The organism is Acidipropionibacterium virtanenii (genome assembly GCF_003325455.1).
GTDB lineage: Bacteria > Actinomycetota > Actinomycetes > Propionibacteriales > Propionibacteriaceae > Acidipropionibacterium > Acidipropionibacterium virtanenii.
This window is the reverse complement of sequence record NZ_CP025198.1, coordinates 1,023,969-1,040,870: the sequence shown is the minus strand read 5'-3', so window position 1 is coordinate 1,040,870 and position 16,902 is coordinate 1,023,969. Positions and strand designations below refer to the sequence as shown.

Genomic DNA, 16,902 nt, shown 5'->3' with positions numbered 1-16,902 from the left:
TATCTCTTTCCGTTGGGTATTCGGATCCCTGGCTTGCGCACCTGCAGCCACCGGCGTCGGGATCACCGCTGTCCCTCGCTCTGGTAGCGCAGATACCGTACGAACTCCGCACTGACGGACCGTCTCGCAGCAACTCAAGAGGTCTGACCGCCATGCCAGGGCACGCACATGGTGTCCGGACGCACCGGACACGGTATTAAAGGATATCCTCTGTCTTCTAAAGAGGCAAAGAGACGACTCCTTGCGACCTCGGGCGGCACCATCACCGTCGACGCGATCGAGGACCCGAACGTCATCGAGGTGCGCACCGGCCGGACGAGCCGCACGATCAGGATTGCCCGTCGGCGCGTCCGGGACATGAATTTCGAACTGTCGGCCTTCCTGGACGCCACCGCGGATATCACCCGCTGCGCACTCCCCCAGCGCTGGACCACGGAGCGCCTGGCCCTCATGGAACAGGTCCGCGACAGCATCGGGCTGGAGCTGCCGGGCCGTTGACAGGGACGCCGGGCGAGACGCCGTCCTCACGACGCCCGGTGAGGTGCCCGGGACGGCCCGGCGAGTCGCCCGGGGCAGCACTGTGGGGCGCCCCGCGACCGGGACGCCCCACAGATTCAGCTACCGGGTTCCGAGCGTATTGAGTTGCCGCGAGCGATTCTGGTCAGACGCCGGTGCTCGGCAGACCGGGACGGTCGCTGCTGTGGTGGGCGGGAACCTTCGGGGTGGTGCCGGGATTGCCGCCACCATTGCCGTTGGAGTCCGGGCTCTGCCAGTAGAAGACCGAGCTGCGCACCTTGCCCGACTGGGAACCGGTCATGGTGATGTCGTAGTTGCCCGCCGGCCCGGTGGGCAGCACCACATTGCTGAACACGTTCTTCCGCTCGTCGCCCGAGGCACTGGCCGTCCGGGTGGTGTTCCAGTACACCTTCCCGGTCTTCTGATGGACCACCTTCACCCTGACGCTCTCACCGGCCTGGAAACCGTAGGTGGTCAACGTCAGGGCCTGACCCTGCCTCCATGACGTCGGGGAGAAGTCGATACCGGTCGGGTAGGCGAAGAAGCTCGCCTTGTTGCTCGGATCGCTGGCCTGCGTGTCTCCTGTGGTGCACACCGCCTGGGCCGCGTACCATCCGGCCACGGTCGTCTTCACCGACTGCGACCCGTCGAGGGCGGCGATCGGGTAGTCGGTCTTCTTGCCCTTCGCGTCCAGGACGCGCAGCAGGATGCCGTCGGCCGGAGCCGTGCAACCGGACACCCTGATCGTCACCGTCTGTCCCACATCGACATTCCCGCTGGCCGTCAGCGTCGGCGCAGCGACCTTGGCCGGGGTGGACGACGACGTGGAAGGCGTGGTCGACGGTGTCGGAGTCTCCGACGACGTCGAGGTCTCCGACGGCGACGGAGTGTCCTCCTGAGTCGACGGCGACGTCTCGGACCGGGTCGGGGTCGGGGAGGCCGACGGGGTGCCGGACGGCGTCGACGCACTCGCCCCGGGAGACGGCGTGGGGTCGGTGGCATAGGCGTTCACCCCGGCCAGTGGGGTGATGAGCAGCGCCAGACCAGCCACTCCACCGAGAAGAGACTTGGATCGCAACATTGATATCGGCCTTTCTGGATTCTCAGACGATACCCAGACGTTATCGATGAGAGTGTCACAGGATGCGGAGATGGCGATCTTCGCACCTGCACCTTTGCCGACCCGGCCCACAGCTGTGGCATCTGTCCTCGGATCTTCCCAGGACCTGACGGCGGGCCCGCCCCCGGGAGGGGCGGGCCCGCCGTCAGTCCGATCCGCCGGTCGGTACCGGCAGAACGGGATCAGCAGTAGGAGAACCAGGAATCAGCCCATATCGCCGAAGTCCAGGTCGTCCAGCGGCACAGCCGCGGAACTCGATCCGAAGTCGTAGTCGAACGGGTCGTAGTTCATCGTGAAGGCTGCCGCCTTCGCCTCGGCAGTCGGCTCGACGCGCATGTTGCGGTAGCGCTCCATACCGGTGCCGGCCGGGATGAGCTTTCCGAGCATGACGTTCTCCTTGAGGCCGACCAGGGTGTCGGTCTTGCCGTTGATCGCCGCATCGGTGAGCACCTTGGTGGTCTCCTGGAAGGAGGCCGCCGACAGCCAGGACTCGGTGGCCAGCGACGCCTTGGTGATGCCCATCAGCACCGGCCGGCCCTCGGCGGGACGCCCGCCCTCGGCCACCGCCGTGCGGTTCGCGGCCTCGTAGTGAGGACGATCGACCAGCTCGCCGGGCATCATCGGGGTGTCGCCGGACTCGATGACGGTGATCCGCCTCATCATCTGGCGGATGATGATCTCGATGTGCTTCTCGTGGATGCCGGCGCCCTGGGTGTTGTACACCTTCTGGACCTCGGCCACCAGATGCTCCTCGACCCTGCGCACGCCGAGGATTCGAAGCACGTCCTGCGGGTCCGCGGTACCGCCCATGAGCTGCTCGCCGGCCTCGACGCGCACCCCGTCACGGATGACGTGATGGGTGTCGTCGACGTCGAACTCGAGACGGGCGCGCCTGGGCACCGGGTACTCGACGTCCTCCTCGCCATCATCGCGGACGAGCACCAGCTTGCGCCGGTGATCGGACTCCTCGGCACGGATCACTCCGGCGGCCTCGGCGATCGGCGCCTTGCCCTTCGGGGTACGGGCCTCGAAGAGCTCGACGACACGCGGAAGACCCTGCGTGATGTCGTCGCCCGCCACACCGCCGGTGTGGAAGGTACGCATCGTCAGCTGGGTACCGGGCTCGCCGATCGACTGGGCGGCGATGATCCCGACGGCCTCGCCGACGTCGACCACATTCCCGGTCGACAGCGATCGGCCGTAGCACCTGGCGCAGCAGCCCAGGGTCGCGGCGCAGGTGAGCACCGAGCGCACCTTGATCCTGCTGATGCCGTGGGCGATCATCTTCTTGATCTCGGCGTCGCCCAGATCGGAGGCGGCCTCGACGACCACCTCCCCGTTCGCGTCGACCGCGTCGGCGGCCAGGCAGCGGGCGTACACCGAGGTCTCCAGGTCCTTGGCGGGCACCAGGCCACCGGCGCCGTCGTCGACCGCGATGATCTTGAAGATGCCGCGGGTCGTGCCGCAGTCCTCCTCACGGACGATGACGTCCTGGGAGACGTCGACCAGCCGTCGGGTCAGGTAGCCCGAGTCGGCGGTCCGCAGAGCGGTGTCGGCCTGGCCCTTCCGTCCACCGTGGGTGGAGATGAAGTACTCCAGGACCGTCAGGCCCTCGCGGAAGTTCGACTTGATCGGGCGGGGGATGATCTCGCCCTTCGGGTCGGCCACCAGGCCTCGCATGGCGGCGATCTGACGCATCTGGGTCATGTTCCCTCGTGCGCCCGAGTGCACCATCATGTAGATCGGGTTGGTCTGGGTGAAGTTGGCCTCCATGGCGGCGGTCAGCTCCGCGGTGGCCTCGGTCCAGATCTGGATGAGGTCCTGACGGCGCTCCTCGCCGGTCACGGCGCCGCGGTCGTACTCCTTGTCCACCTTCTCGGCGCGACGCTCGTATCCGGCCAGGATCTCCGGCTTGGTCGGCGGGGTCTGCACGTCGCCGATGGATACGGTGACGCCCGACAGCGAGCCCCACCGGTAGCCGATGTCCTTGAGGCGGTCGAGAATCTCGGCCACCTCAAGCTGGCTGCGCTCCTCGGCGAGGGTGTTGACGATCCTGCCGATCTCCTTCTTGCCGACCAGGAAGTCGACGAAGGGGTAATCGGCCGGCAGCACCTCGTTGAACAGGGCCTGTCCCAGGGTCGTGTCCAGGATCACCGAACCGTCGGCGCGGACCGTCTCGCCGTGCGGCGGGACGACGCCGTGCAGGCGCAGCTTGATCTTGGCACCGATCTCCAGCTCCCCGGCGTCATGGGCCATGATCGCCTCGGAGATCGAGGAGAACGCCCGCCCATGGCCCTTGAGGCCGTCCAGGGCCATCGTGAGGAAGTAGGCGCCGATGATCATCTCATGGCTGGGCAGCGCGACCGGTCGGCCGTCAGCCGGCTTGAGGATGTTGTTGGTCGACAGCATCAGCACCCGCGCCTCGGCCTGGGCCTCGGCGGACAGGGGCAGGTGCACGGCCATCTGATCGCCGTCGAAGTCGGCGTTGAAGGCCGAGCAGACCAGCGGGTGCAGCTGGATGGCCTTGCCCTCGATGAGCTGCGGCTCGAAGGCCTGGATGCCCAGACGGTGCAGGGTGGGGGCGCGGTTCAGCAGCACCGGGTGCTCCTTGATGACCTCTTCGAGGACATCCCAGACCACCGGGCGCTGACGCTCCACCATCCGCTTGGCGGACTTCACGTTCTGGGCGTGCTCCAGATCGGCCAGACGCTTCATGACGAAGGGCTTGAACAGCTCCAGAGCCATCGTCTTGGGCAGGCCGCACTGGTGCATCTTGAGCTGCGGGCCGACCACGATGACCGAACGGCCCGAGTAGTCGACGCGCTTGCCGAGCAGGTTCTGGCGGAACCGTCCCTGCTTGCCCTTGAGCATGTCGGACAGCGACTTCAGCGGACGGTTGCCCGGCCCCGAGACCGGGCGGCCGCGACGGCCGTTGTCGAAGAGCGAGTCGACGGCCTCCTGGAGCATCCGCTTCTCGTTGTTGACGATGATCTCGGGGGCGCCGAGATCCAGCAGACGCTTCAGCCGGTTGTTGCGGTTGATGACGCGCCGGTAGAGGTCGTTGAGGTCGGAGGTGGCGAAGCGACCGCCGTCCAGCTGCACCATCGGGCGCAGGTCCGGGGGGATCACCGGGACGGCGTCCAGGACCATGCCCACGGGCGAGTTGCCGGAGTCGATGAAGGGCTGGACGACCTTGAGCCGCTTGAGGGCACGGGTCTTCTTCTGGCCCTTGCCGTTCTTGATGATGTCGCGCAGGGACGCCGACTCGGCCACCAGGTCGAAGTCATGGAGGCGGCGCTTGACGGCCTCGGCCCCCATGAACCCCTCGAAGTACTTGCCGAAGCGGCTCTTCATCTCGCGGTAGAGCACCTCATCGCCCTCGAGGTCCTGCACCTTGAGGTTCTTGAAGCGGTCCCACACGGCGTCCAGACGGTCGAGCAGGCGCTGCGCGCGGTGCTCGATCTGACGGATCTCCTTCTCCCCGCCGTCCTTGACCTTGCGGCGAGTGTCGGCCTTGGCGCCGTCGGCCTCGAGCTGGGCGAGGTCCTCCTCCAGCTTGGTCCGGCGGGCCTCCAGCTCGGAGTCGCGGCGCTTCTCCATATGGGTGCGCTCCGCCTGCACCTTGGCCTCCAGCGACGGCAGGTCGCGGTGGCGCGCCTCCTCATCGACCGAGGTGATCATGTAGGCCGCGAAGTAGATGACCTTCTCCAGGTCCTTCGGAGCGATGTCGAGCAGGTAGCCCAGCCGCGACGGAACGCCCTTGAAGTACCAGATGTGGGTGACGGGGGCGGCCAGCTCGATATGGCCCATCCGCTCGCGTCGCACATTGGAACGGGTCACCTCGACGCCGCAGCGCTCGCAGATGATGCCCTTGAAGCGCACCCGCTTGTACTTGCCGCAGTAGCACTCCCAGTCCCTGGTGGGCCCGAAGATCTTCTCGCAGAACAGACCGTCGCGCTCGGGCTTGAGGGTGCGGTAGTTGATGGTCTCGGGCTTCTTGACCTCGCCGTGGCTCCAGGCGCGGATCTGATCGGCGGTCGCCAGACCGATCTGCAGCCTGTCGTAGTAATTGGTGTCCAGCACTGTACTTCTCTTTCCCCCACCGGTGGTGGGCGGTAGCCCCTCCTCGTCAGGAGAGGTTCCAGTTCGGGGGTTCACGCGGCGGCGGGTTGTCCGGGCCCGCCGTCACCCCCTGTGAAGGGACCAGATGACGCAGACCCCGGGCCGGTCCCCGATGGACCGGCCGGGGGGCGTCGTTCACTCGGCCAGGGCGTTGTCAGAGCCGGGTCGACGCGACAGGTCGATACCCAGGCCGGAGGGGCGCATGTCCTCCTCCGACTCGCGCAGGTCGATCTCCATGCCGTCGGAGTTGAGCACCTCGACGTTCAGGCACAGCGACTTCATCTCCTTGACGAGCACCTTGAAGGACTCCGGGATGCCGGGCTCGGGGATGTTCTCGCCCTTGACGATCGCCTCGTAGACCTTGACGCGACCGGGCACGTCGTCGGACTTGATGGTCAGCAGCTCCTGGAGGGCCCAGGCGGCGCCGTATGCCTCCATCGCCCAGACCTCCATCTCGCCGAACCGCTGGCCGCCGAACTGCGCCTTGCCGCCCAGCGGCTGCTGGGTGATCATCGAGTACGGGCCGGTCGAGCGGGCGTGGATCTTGTCGTCGACCAGGTGGTGCAGCTTGAGCTCGTACATGTAGCCCACGCCCACCTTCTTCGGGAAGGGCTCGCCGGTCCGGCCGTCGTAGAGGATGGCCTTGCCATCGGGGTCGACGAGCCGGTTGCCGTCCCGGTCCGGGACGCCGTTGGTGAGCAGCCCGGTGATCTCGTTCTCCTTGGCACCGTCGAAGACCGGGGTGGCCAGCCGGGAGTCGGGCTCGACCTGGGCCAGGCCCACATCGCGCAGCCGCTCGGCCCAGTCACCGTCGGCCTGGGTGATGTCCCATCCGGAGTGGGCGATCCAGCCCAGGTGCATCTCGAGCACCTGACCGACGTTCATCCGGGAGGGCACGCCCAGCGGGTTGAGCACCATGTCGACCGGGGTGCCGTCCTCCATGAAGGGCATGTCCTCGATGGGCAGGATCTTGGAGATGACGCCCTTGTTGCCATGGCGTCCCGACAGCTTGTCGCCGACCGAGATCTTGCGCTTCTGGGCCACGTAGACCCGCACCATCTGGTTGACGCCGGGAGCCAGCTCGTCACCCTCGTCGGCGTCGAAGACGCGCACCCCGATGACGGTGCCCTCCTCGCCGTGGGGCACCTTGAGGGAGGTGTCGCGGACCTCGCGGGCCTTCTCGCCGAAGATGGCGCGCAGCAGACGCTCCTCGGGGGTCAGCTCGGTCTCGCCCTTGGGGGTGACCTTGCCGACCAGGATGTCGCCGGTGCCGACCTCGGCGCCGATGCGCACGATGCCGTTCTCGTCGAGATTGGCCAGCATGTCATCGGAGACGTTCGGGATGTCCCGGGTGATCTCCTCGGCACCGAGCTTGGTGTCGCGGGCGTCGACCTCGTGCTCCTCGATGTGGATCGAGGTGAGCACGTCGTCCTGGACGATGCGCTCCGACAGCACGATGGCGTCCTCGTAGTTCAGGCCCTGCCAGGGCATGAAGGCGGTGAGCACGTTGCGGCCCAGGGCCAGCTCGCCCTCGTCGGTCGACGGTCCGTCGGCCAACGGAGTGCCGATCTCGACCCGCTGACCGGCCTTGACCACCGGCCGCTGGTTGATGCAGGTGCCGGCGTTGGAGCGGCGGAACTTCTCCAGCTTGTAGGTCTGGTAGGTGCCGTCATCGCAGGCGATGTCGACCAGGTCGGCGGAGACCGACAGCACCGTGCCGGGCTTCTCGGCCAGGGTGACGTCGCCGACGTCGGTGGCGCAGCGGTACTCCATTCCGGTGCCCACCAGGGGAGCCTCGGTCTTGATCAGCGGCACGGCCTGACGCTGCATGTTGGCACCCATCAGGGCCCGCGACGCGTCGTCATGCTCCAGGAAGGGGATCAACGCGGAGGCCACCGACACCATCTGGCGCGGCGAGACGTCCATGTACTGGATCTCGGCCGGGGGCACCTCGTCGGGATCGCCGTGGCGCTTGCGCACCAGCACCCGCTCGTTGGCGAAGGTGCCGTCATCGGTCAGCGCGGCGTTCGCCTGGGCGATGATGAAGCGGTCCTCCTCGTCGGCGGTGAGGTAGTCGACCTGATCGGTCACCTTCCCGTCGACGACCTTGCGGTAGGGGGTCTCGATGAAGCCGAAGGCATTGACCCGGGCGAAGGAGGCCAGCGAGCCGATGAGGCCGATGTTCGGGCCCTCGGGCGTCTCGATCGGGCACATCCGGCCGTAGTGCGACGGGTGGACGTCGCGGACCTCCATGCCGGCGCGGTCGCGGGACAGGCCGCCGGGGCCCAGGGCCGACAGGCGGCGCTTGTGGGTCATCTCGGCCAGCGGGTTGTTCTGATCCATGAACTGCGACAGCTGGGAGGTTCCGAAGAACTCCTTGATGGCCGCGGTCACCGGGCGGATGTTGATGAGGGTCTGCGGGGTGATGGCCTCGATGTCCTGGGTGGTCATCCGGTCGCGCACCACGCGCTCCATCCGACCCAGGCCGGTGCGCAGCTGGTTCTGGATGAGCTCGCCGACGGTACGAAGACGACGGTTGCCGAAGTGGTCGATGTCGTCGGGCTCGACGAAGATGTCGTCACGCCCCTCGCGCGGCAGGGTCTCCAGACCCTCGTGCAGGGCGCAGATGTAATGGATGGCCGCGACGATGTCGTCGATGGTCAGCACCTGGGTGTCGAAGGGCAGGTCCAGGCCCAGCTTCTTGTTGATCTTGTAACGACCCACCTTGGCCAGGTCGTAGCGCTTGCCGTTGAAGTAGTAGTTCTCCAGCAGCTGCTGGGCGGCGTCGCGGGCCGGCGGCTCGCCGGGACGCAGCTTCTTGTAGATGTCGAGGAGAGCCTGGTCCTGGGTCTCGACGCCGTGATCCTTCTCGAGGGTCTGGCGGATCGACTCGTACTGACCGAACTCCTCGAGGATCCGGTCCGGGGTCCAGCCCAGGGCCTTGAGGAAGACGGTGACGTTCTGCTTGCGCTTGCGGTCCAGGCGCACGCCGACGGTGTCGCGCTTGTCGATCTCGAACTCCAGCCAGGCGCCGCGGCTCGGGATCACCTTGCAGGTGAAGATGTCCTTGTCGGAGGTCTTGTCGGCGGTGCGCTCGAAGTAGACGCCCGGGGAACGGACCAGCTGGGAGACGACGACGCGCTCGGTGCCGTTGACGATGAAGGTGCCCTTCGAGGTCATCAGCGGGAAGTCGCCGATGAACACGGTCTGCGACTTGATCTCGCCGGTCTCGTTGTTGGTGAACTCGGCGGTCACGAAGAGCGGCGCGGCGTAGGTGGCGTCGCGGTCCTTGCACTCGTCGACGGAATGCTTGGGATCCTCGAACCGATGATCCCGGAACGACAACGACATCGTCTCCGAGTAGTCCTCGATCGGGGAGATCTCCTCGAAGATCTCCTCCAGTCCCGACTTGGTGTTGATGTCGGTGCGGCCCTGAGCCAGGGCCTCGTCGACGTGGGACTGCCAGATATCATTACCAACGAGCCAGTTGAAGGACTCCACCTGCAGGTCGAGCAGGTTCGGTACCTCCAGAGGCTCCTGGATCTTGGCGAATGAGATTCGCCCGCTCTGGGGCGAGATGACGTTGGTGTTCTTCGACGCGGTGCGCGTGGCGGCCAAGGTGCGGTCCTTCCGAGAACTCCTGAACTGGCGTGAGCACCAGTCCGGTGGCATGCAGAAAGGCCCATGTCAAGCACGGGCTTTCGCTGTCTGTGGGGCAAGAAGACAGAATAGACCCCAGAGTAGCACTTCACAAGTGCGCGGCGCCAATGCCGTACCTGCACTGTGCCTCAAACCGGCCCTCCGCGCAAGCACGGCGCGCAGCCCTGCTCCCCGCCCCATGACGCGGCGGGGACGATGAAGGCCCTCCCGCCGGGGCGGGAGGGCCTTCATGCACCGGGAGCCGTCGCAGGCTCCGGGGTGTGATCCCGGAAAGGATCAGCCGATCATCACTTGAGGGTGACGGTGGCGCCGGCGGCCTCGAGGGCCTCCTTCGCCTTCTCGGCGTCCTCCTTCTTGGCCTTCTCGAGGACCGCCTTGGGGGCGGCCTCGACGAGGTCCTTGGCGTCCTTGAGGCCGAGGCTGGTGAGGGCGCGCACCTCCTTGATGACCTGGATCTTCTTGTCGCCGGCGGCATCGAGAATGACGTCGAACTCGTCCTTCTCCTCCTCGGCCGGGGCCTCGCCACCGGCAGCCGGGGCGGCGGCGGCAACTGCCACCGGGGCGGCGGCGGAGACGTCGAAGGTCTCCTCGAACTGCTTCACGAACTCGGAGAGCTCGATGAGGGTCATCTCCTTGAAAGCGTCAAGGAGCTCGTCGTTGCTGAGCTTCGCCATGTTGGGCGTCCTTTCATGAATGGGTTGGCGGGCCTGCGACCCGCCGGGGTTCTCCTGGGCGATGGACGCCTCAGGCGTCTGCGTTCTCGGGCTCCTGGTCGGAAGCCTCTCCGGCTCCGCCGATCACTGAGGGATCGGCGGCGGCCTTGTCCTGCAGGGCGCCGAAGCCGCGAGCGGCCTTGGCGGGCAGGGCGCTGAAGACCTGTGCGGCCTTCGTGAGGTTGGCCTTGAGGCCACCGGCGAGCTTGGCGAGGAGGACCTCGCGGGACTCGAGATCGGCGAGCTTCTTGACCTCATCGGCTGACAGGACGCGACCGTCCATGTAGCCGCCTTTGATGACCAGCAGCGGGTTGTCCTTCGCGAAGTCCCTCAGACCCTTGGCCGCGGTGGCCACGTCGCCGCTGATGAAGGTCAGGGCGGTGGGACCGACGAGCTTGTCGTCGAGTCCCTCGATCCCGGCCTCATTGGCGGCGATGCGGGTGAGAGTGTTCTTCGCAACGGCGTAGGTGCTGCCTTCTCCGAGGGAACGACGCAGAGTCTGCATCGCCGCCACGGTCAGGCCACGGTAATCGGTCAGCACGGTCGCGTCGGCCGAGGAGAACTTCTCCTTGAGCGACGCGATGGCGGCTGCCTTGTCGGACCTCGCCATTGGGTCTCCTTCCCACTTCTCGTACGGCGCGCCGGGGGCGGACCCTCGGCGCCTTGTACCTTCGACCACCGGCCGGCCCGGCATCGGCCAGGGCCTGCGCAGAGATGGACCGGAACATGAAAAAAGCCCCGGCGCACAGGCACGGGGCACGCCCACAGGGGCGAAAAGCACTCAGAACCTGCGCGGGCCATCCTCGGCGGATGCTTGGCGGGCGAACCCGACCAGCGGTCATTGGTGAGACTGAACCTACTGCAAAGGGACGGCCCCTTGCAACTTCGAGCGGTGGCTCGGCGTCCGTCACCACTGCGTCGCGGGATATCCGGGAGCCTGACATGCGACGAGCCCCCGCCACAGGAGCGGGGGCTCGTCGGTGATCAGCGGGACGAGATCACTCGGTCACGCGGGCGGCCGCAGGATCCAGCTGGACGCCGGGGCCCATGGTCGAGGAGACGGTGATCTTCCTCAGGTAGCGGCCCTTGGAGGAGGACGGCTTGAGCCGCAGCACCTCGTCCAGGGCGGCGTAGTAGTTGTCCACCAGCTTGGTGGGCCCGAAGGACACCTTGCCGATCAGCAGGTGGAGATTGGCGTAGCGATCGGTGCGGAACTCGATCTTGCCGCCCTTGATGTCTGCGACGGCCTTGGCGACATCCATGGTCACGGTGCCGGTCTTGGGGTTCGGCATCAGGCCACGAGGGCCGAGCACCCGGCCCAGGCGGCCGACCTTGCCCATCATGTCGGGGGTGGCGACCACCGAGTCGAAGTCCAGGTACCCGCCCTGGACCTTGGCGATGAGATCGTCGTCACCGACCTCATCGGCGCCCGCCTCGCGGGCCGCCTCGGCCTTCTCACCGGTGGCGAAGACGAGGACCCGTGCCGTCTTGCCAGTGCCGTGAGGGAGATTGACGGTGCCGCGCACCATCTGGTCGGCCTTCTTCGGATCGACGCCGAGACGGATCACGACGTCGACGCTCTCGTCGAACTTCGCGGAGGCCACGTCCTCGACGACGGCCATTCCGGCCTCGGGGCCGTAGAGCTCGTCGGCGTCACGCTTCGCGGCCGCTGCGCGGTATCCCTTGCTGCGCTTCATATCTGGTTCCTTTCACCAGGTGTGGTCAGGGCTGCGCAAGCCCTCCCACGGAATTGATCAGGTCGCGACGTCGTCCTGCCGGACGTCGCGCTCGTGAGGGGATCAGCCCTCTACGGTGACGCCCATCGAACGGGCGCTGCCCTCGACGATCTTCATGGCCGCCTCGATGCCATTGGCATTGAGGTCGGGCATCTTGGTCTGGGCGATCTCGCGCACCTGGTCCTTGGAGATCTTGCCGACCTTGTGGGTCAGCGGGTTCTCGGTGCCCTTGGAGATACCGGCGGCCTTCTTGATGAGTTCGGCGGCCGGCGGGGTCTTCAGGACGAAGGTGAAGCTGCGATCCTCGTAGATGGTGATCTCTGCGGGGACGACGTTGCCGCGCTGCGACTCGGTCTGGGCGTTGTAGGCCTTGCAGAACTCCATGATGTTGACACCATGAGGACCGAGGGCGGTACCGACCGGAGGGGCCGGAGTGGCCTGACCGGCCTGCAGGGCGACCTTGACGAGCGCCGCTACTTTCTTCTTCGGAGGCATGTGATGGGTCCTTCGGTTGAACTTCCTCCCGGCCCGTCTGGCCAGGAGACTGCACGTGGTCCAGCCGTGACGACCGGCTGCACACGCACGCGCCGACCGAGTTTACGTGACTCGGCCGGCGCTCGCGAATCGGGGATTCAGATCTTCTCGATCTGGTTGAACTCCAGGTCCACCGGGGTGGATCGGCCGAGGATCTCGACCGACGCCTTGACGCGCTGGTTGTTGACGTTGATCTCGGTGATGGTGGCAGGCACCCCGGCGAAGGCGCCGTCGGTGATCTGAACCGACTCCCCCACCTCGTAGTCGGCCACCTCGACCTTGCGCCTGGCCTTCGGGGAGGGGGCCTGGCCGGCCATGTCGTGGTTCACCTGGGCGATGACCGAGGGGGTCAGCATCTTGACGACCTCGTCGAAGGTCAGCGGGACCGGCGTGGTGGACTGGCCCACGAAACCGGTGACCGAGGGAGTGTGGCGAACGGTTCCCCATGACTCGTCGGTGAGGTCCATGCGCACCAGGACGTAGCCGGGCAGGTAGACCCGGGTGATCGTCTTGCGGGCCCCGTTGCGGATCTCCACGACCTCCTCGGTGGGCACGACCGTCTCGTAGATGTAGTCCTCCATGTTGAGGGTCTGCACCCGGGCGTCGAGGTTCTGCTTGACCTTGTTCTCCATGCCTGAGTAGGTGTGCAGCACGTACCACTGACCGAACTTGGATGTCAGGTCGTCCTTCAGTCTCTCAACAGCGGCATCGACGGCGTCCTGGGTCTCCTGGGAGGCCTCGTCCTCGACGGGCTCCTCCTCCTCGTCGTCCAGGGCCTGGCCGATACCCAGGTTGCGGGCGACGTCCTCATCGGCCGGCCCGGACTCCTCGACGTCGAAATCGAGGTTGAGCGGGGCGTCCTCGGCCGGCTTCTCGTCGTCGGCCAGCGCACCCAGATCGATCTGGATGTCGTCGGTCTCCTCCTGGGAGGAGTCCGATTCGTCGGCAGAGAACGCATCGAGGTCGATCTGCGGCTCGGTCGCGCTCGCATCCTTGTCGTCATCCTCGGGCTTGTCGAGTCCCGCGTCGTTGAATTCTGGGCTGTCAGTCACCGGTCAATTCTCCGTCGTTGTGTGGGGTCTGCGCCATTCGCGCTCGGCGCAGACCCTTCGTCAGTTGCCGAGAGTCTTCAGCAGACCCCACGCGAAGAGGGCGTCCAGGCCACCCACCACCGCGATGATGAGGAGCACGAAGACGAGCACAACCAGGAAGTACTGGCCGGTCTCGGCAGCAGTGGGCCACTTGACCTTCTTGAGCTCGGCCACCGACTGCTTCGTGAACTTCACCGGGTTGGCGCGACCGCCCTCATCCTGGTCGTCGTCCTTCCCGAGCTTCGCCCTGCGGGTCGGAGCCTTGGTGATCTCGCGGCGCGGCACGTGCGGGCTCTCGGCCTCGTCGGTCTCGCTCTCGGAGGAGTCCTCCTCAGCGGCCTTCACAGCGGCCGTCCGGCGACGAGGGCGGCTGGACCGCGCCTTACGGGCGGCGTCCTCCGCCTCCCCCAGCTGCTCGGGATCGTCGATCACCATGTCCTCGGGATCGCCCTTGTCGGGCGTGAGATCGGGCTCTCCCTCCGACTCGGCCAGTTCCTCGGCCTCATCGTCGACCACCTCGTACCCCTCGGTGTCGGGGAGCCGGCCGGAGACCAGTTCCTCGCCGGTGGGGGCAAGCGGATCATCCGAGGACGGGGTCTGCCCATCAGCTCCGCGAGGATGCTGCTCGTCTGTCACGCTTGTCCTTCGGGTCGTCTGCCAGATTCGATGCTGCCAGTCTGCCAGCCCGATCGGGTGGTCGCGACCGCGACTGCGTACAGGAACTCATCCTGCATCGCAGGGCACGAGGGACTTGAACCCCCAACCTGCGGTTTTGGAGACCGCTGCTCTGCCAATTGAGCTAGTGCCCTTCGTCGGCCCTCGCGGTACGAATGCCGACAGCACAGAAAGTATAGGGGCACTCCTCTCACGTTGCCAACTTCGTCCGATCTGTCAGAGGAGGGGACGACGGGTCTCCGGGCGCGGTCGCAGACCTCATCCGCAGCGCGTGGCCAGCGACGCTGACCTTCACGACGTGAAAGGGATCGCTCGGGGTGGCAGGAGCGCAGCGACGCGGAGGGGTCGCCCTCCTCCGATCAACTCAGCAGTTTCTCGGCGGCCGCGAGCAGGACGCAGGTGGCCACCCCGTCCATCGCCGCCGAGAGCTCCCCCTCGCTCGGGAAGCTCGGAGCCAGCCTGATCGTGCGATCATGCGGGTCGTCGTGGAGCGGGTGAGAGGATCCCGCCGGGGTGAGGGCGATCCCCGCCTCCTTGGCGAGCTGCACCACCCGGCTGGCCGTCCCGTCGATCACGTCCAGGGTGACGAAGTAGCCCCCGGCGGGATGGGTCCACCGGGCGATCCCGGTGCCACCGAGCCGACGCCTGAGCACCGTGTCGACGATCTGGAACTTCGGGGCCAGCAGCGCGCGATGCTTGCGCATCAGCGCGCGAACCCCCTCGGCGTCCTTGAGGTACAGCGCGTGACGAAGCTGATTCACCTTGTCGGGCCCGATACTGCGAACCGCCGAGTGCTTGAGATACCAGTCGAGGTTCCCCGTCGACGACGCCAGGAAGGCCACCCCGTCCCCGGCATGGGTGATCTTCGAGGTGGACGCCAGCATGAGAATCCGGTCGGGGTTGCCGGCCTCCTGAGCCATCTGCAGGATCGGCAGCGGGGCCGGCTCGGCGTCGGTCAGGTGGTGCAGGGCGTAGGCGTTGTCCCACCAGATCCGGAAGTCGGGGGCCGCATCCATGGAGACCAGGCGCCTGGCGGTCTCCTCGTCGTAGACGACGCCATTGGGGTTGGCGTACATCGGCACCACCCACATGCCCTTGACCGACGGATCGGAAGCCAGCCTCTCCACCTCGTCCATGTCGGGGCCGTGCTCGCCCATCTCCACGGGGATCATCTCGATGCCCAGATGCTCGCAGATCGAGAAGTGGCGGTCGTATCCGGGGACCGGGGCGATGAACTTGATCCGCCGGCCGAACCAGGGCGCCTCGGCACCGGGCAGCCTGTGCAGCATCGCGAAGCTCAGCAGGTCGTGCATGATCGCCAGACTGGAGTTGTCGGCGGCCAGGATGTGGTCGACGTCGACCCCCAGCAGCTCCGCGAAGATCCTGCGGATCTCGGGCAGCCCCTTCGCACCGCCGTAGTTGCGGACGTCCTGACCGTCTGCCGCATGGCGCGGCACCCTCATCGACAGCAGTTCACGCGAGAGATCGAGCTGCCGCGGCGACGGCTTGCCCCGGGTGATGTCGAGAGTGAGACCCCGGGCCTCGAGTTCGGCATGGAGTGATCTCTGCTCGTCGAGAAGGGCGGACAGCTCGTCGTGGGACATCTGTGACAGCTCGATCGTCATGGGGGCATACTCCCACACGCTCACATCCCGATGAACCTCGGTTCAGGGACGAGGACGATCCCGTACGCCTTGTCGACCCCGTCGATGACCGTCCTCGCCAGAGCGGCGATGTCTGCCGCGGTGGCCCCGCCGCGATTGGTGAGGGCCAGCACGTGCTTGGTGGACAGGCTCGCCGGCCGGCCCTCCAGCGCATATCCCCTGCCGAACCCGGCGTGGTCGATGAGCCAGGCGGCCGAGGTCTTCACCCGGCCGTCCGCCTGCGGGAAGGCCGGGGCGCCCTGCGGCACCTGGTCGGCCTCGATGATCGGGTTGGTGAAGAAGGATCCGGCACTCCACGTGTCGTGATCCGCTTCGTCGAGCACCATGCCCTTGCCGGCCCGGATCCCCAGCACCGTCTCGCGGACGGTGCTGGCCAGCGCCCGCTCCCCCGGCTCGACGCCCAGCCGGCGGGCCAGCTCCTTGTAGCGGATCGGCAGGGACAGATCGCCGAGCAGGAACTGCATCGTGACGTCGAGCACGATGTAGCGCTCCGGATCGGCCTTGAAGCGGCTGTCGCGGTAGGAGAATCCGCACTCGGTGCTCATGAAGGTGTGCTGCTCGTCGTCGCGTCGGTCCCAGGTGCGCACCCTGGCCACGAACTCGGAGATCTCGACGCCGTAGGCACCCACATTCTGGATAGGGGTCGAGCCCACCAGCCCCGGGATTCCCGACAGGGCCTCGGGACCGCGCCACTCGCTGGCGATGCAGTGCTGCACGAATCCGTCCCAGGGCTCCCCGGCCGCGATCGTCGCCAGCGCCCCGCCGCAGTTGGACACCTCCGCCGACATCCCGGTGGTCGCCACCCGGACGACGGTGCCGTCGAAGCCGTCGTCGCCGATCAGCACATTGGAGCCCCCGCCGAGTACCAGGCAGGGCTCCCCGCGCCGGTCGCAGTCGCGCACGGTCTCCACCAGGTCGTCGGTCGTGGGGGCGATCACCAGGCGGGCGGCCGGACCCCCGACGCGCAGGGTCGTCAGCCCGGCCAGGGGCACCCCGGCACCCGATACCGGCAGCCGCGGATGGTTGGTCATCGCGTAGTCGAAGTGGGTCAGCGAGCAGCTCTCAGTGGTC

12 protein-coding genes and 1 tRNA gene are annotated in these 16,902 nt (G+C 66.9%); 1 reads left to right on the top strand and 12 read right to left on the bottom strand.

What is annotated here, in order from left to right; genetic code table 11:
* Positions 1-168 precede the first annotated feature (168 nt).
* Complete coding sequence (locus JS278_RS15805) at positions 169-498, top strand: hypothetical protein (RefSeq protein ID WP_147243151.1); 330 nt, start codon at positions 169-171, stop codon at positions 496-498.
* 163 nt (positions 499-661) lie between these two features.
* Here JS278_RS15805 and JS278_RS15800 read toward each other — a convergent pair whose 3' ends face one another.
* From JS278_RS15800 to JS278_RS04605, 12 genes are all read right to left on the bottom strand, one after another.
* A complete protein-coding gene (locus JS278_RS15800; protein ID WP_147243150.1) occupies positions 662-1,597 on the bottom strand; it encodes a hypothetical protein in 936 nt (311 codons plus the stop codon).
* Positions 1,598-1,840: 243 nt separating this feature from the next.
* On the bottom strand, positions 1,841-5,719 hold the full coding sequence (locus JS278_RS04655; RefSeq protein WP_114044175.1) for a DNA-directed RNA polymerase subunit beta': 3,879 nt from the start codon (positions 5,717-5,719) through the stop codon (positions 1,841-1,843).
* Positions 5,720-5,893: 174 nt separating this feature from the next.
* On the bottom strand, positions 5,894-9,376 hold the full coding sequence (gene rpoB / locus JS278_RS04650) for a DNA-directed RNA polymerase subunit beta (RefSeq protein WP_181833824.1): 3,483 nt from the start codon (positions 9,374-9,376) through the stop codon (positions 5,894-5,896).
* A 329-nt stretch (positions 9,377-9,705) separates the two neighbouring features.
* Positions 9,706-10,092, bottom strand: coding sequence for a 50S ribosomal protein L7/L12 (rplL, locus tag JS278_RS04645; RefSeq protein ID WP_114044173.1), 387 nt, complete (start codon positions 10,090-10,092; stop codon positions 9,706-9,708).
* Positions 10,093-10,162: 70 nt separating this feature from the next.
* A complete protein-coding gene (rplJ, locus tag JS278_RS04640) occupies positions 10,163-10,741 on the bottom strand; it encodes a 50S ribosomal protein L10 (protein ID WP_114044172.1) in 579 nt (192 codons plus the stop codon).
* Between the two features lie 388 nt (positions 10,742-11,129).
* Entirely contained in the window at positions 11,130-11,828 is a 699-nt protein-coding gene (gene rplA, locus JS278_RS04635; RefSeq protein WP_114044171.1) for a 50S ribosomal protein L1, read from the bottom strand.
* Positions 11,829-11,930: 102 nt separating this feature from the next.
* On the bottom strand, positions 11,931-12,362 hold the full coding sequence (gene rplK, locus JS278_RS04630) for a 50S ribosomal protein L11 (RefSeq protein ID WP_114044170.1): 432 nt from the start codon (positions 12,360-12,362) through the stop codon (positions 11,931-11,933).
* Between the two features lie 137 nt (positions 12,363-12,499).
* Positions 12,500-13,453 carry a transcription termination/antitermination protein NusG gene (gene nusG, locus JS278_RS04625; protein WP_425451469.1) on the bottom strand — a complete coding sequence of 318 codons (954 nt, stop codon included), beginning with the start codon at positions 13,451-13,453 and terminating at the stop codon, positions 12,500-12,502.
* 60 nt (positions 13,454-13,513) lie between these two features.
* Positions 13,514-14,128, bottom strand: coding sequence for a preprotein translocase subunit SecE (gene secE, locus JS278_RS04620; protein ID WP_114044169.1), 615 nt, complete (start codon positions 14,126-14,128; stop codon positions 13,514-13,516).
* A 100-nt stretch (positions 14,129-14,228) separates the two neighbouring features.
* A tRNA-Trp gene (locus tag JS278_RS04615) sits at positions 14,229-14,301 on the bottom strand.
* Between the two features lie 225 nt (positions 14,302-14,526).
* The gene (locus JS278_RS04610; RefSeq protein WP_114046117.1) at positions 14,527-15,792 is read right to left on the bottom strand and encodes an aspartate aminotransferase type Ic; all 1,266 of its coding nucleotides are present in this window, start codon (positions 15,790-15,792) and stop codon (positions 14,527-14,529) included.
* 20 nt (positions 15,793-15,812) lie between these two features.
* Positions 15,813-16,862 carry a UDP-N-acetylmuramate dehydrogenase gene (locus JS278_RS04605; protein WP_245935271.1) on the bottom strand — a complete coding sequence of 350 codons (1,050 nt, stop codon included), beginning with the start codon at positions 16,860-16,862 and terminating at the stop codon, positions 15,813-15,815.
* Positions 16,863-16,902 lie beyond the last annotated feature (40 nt).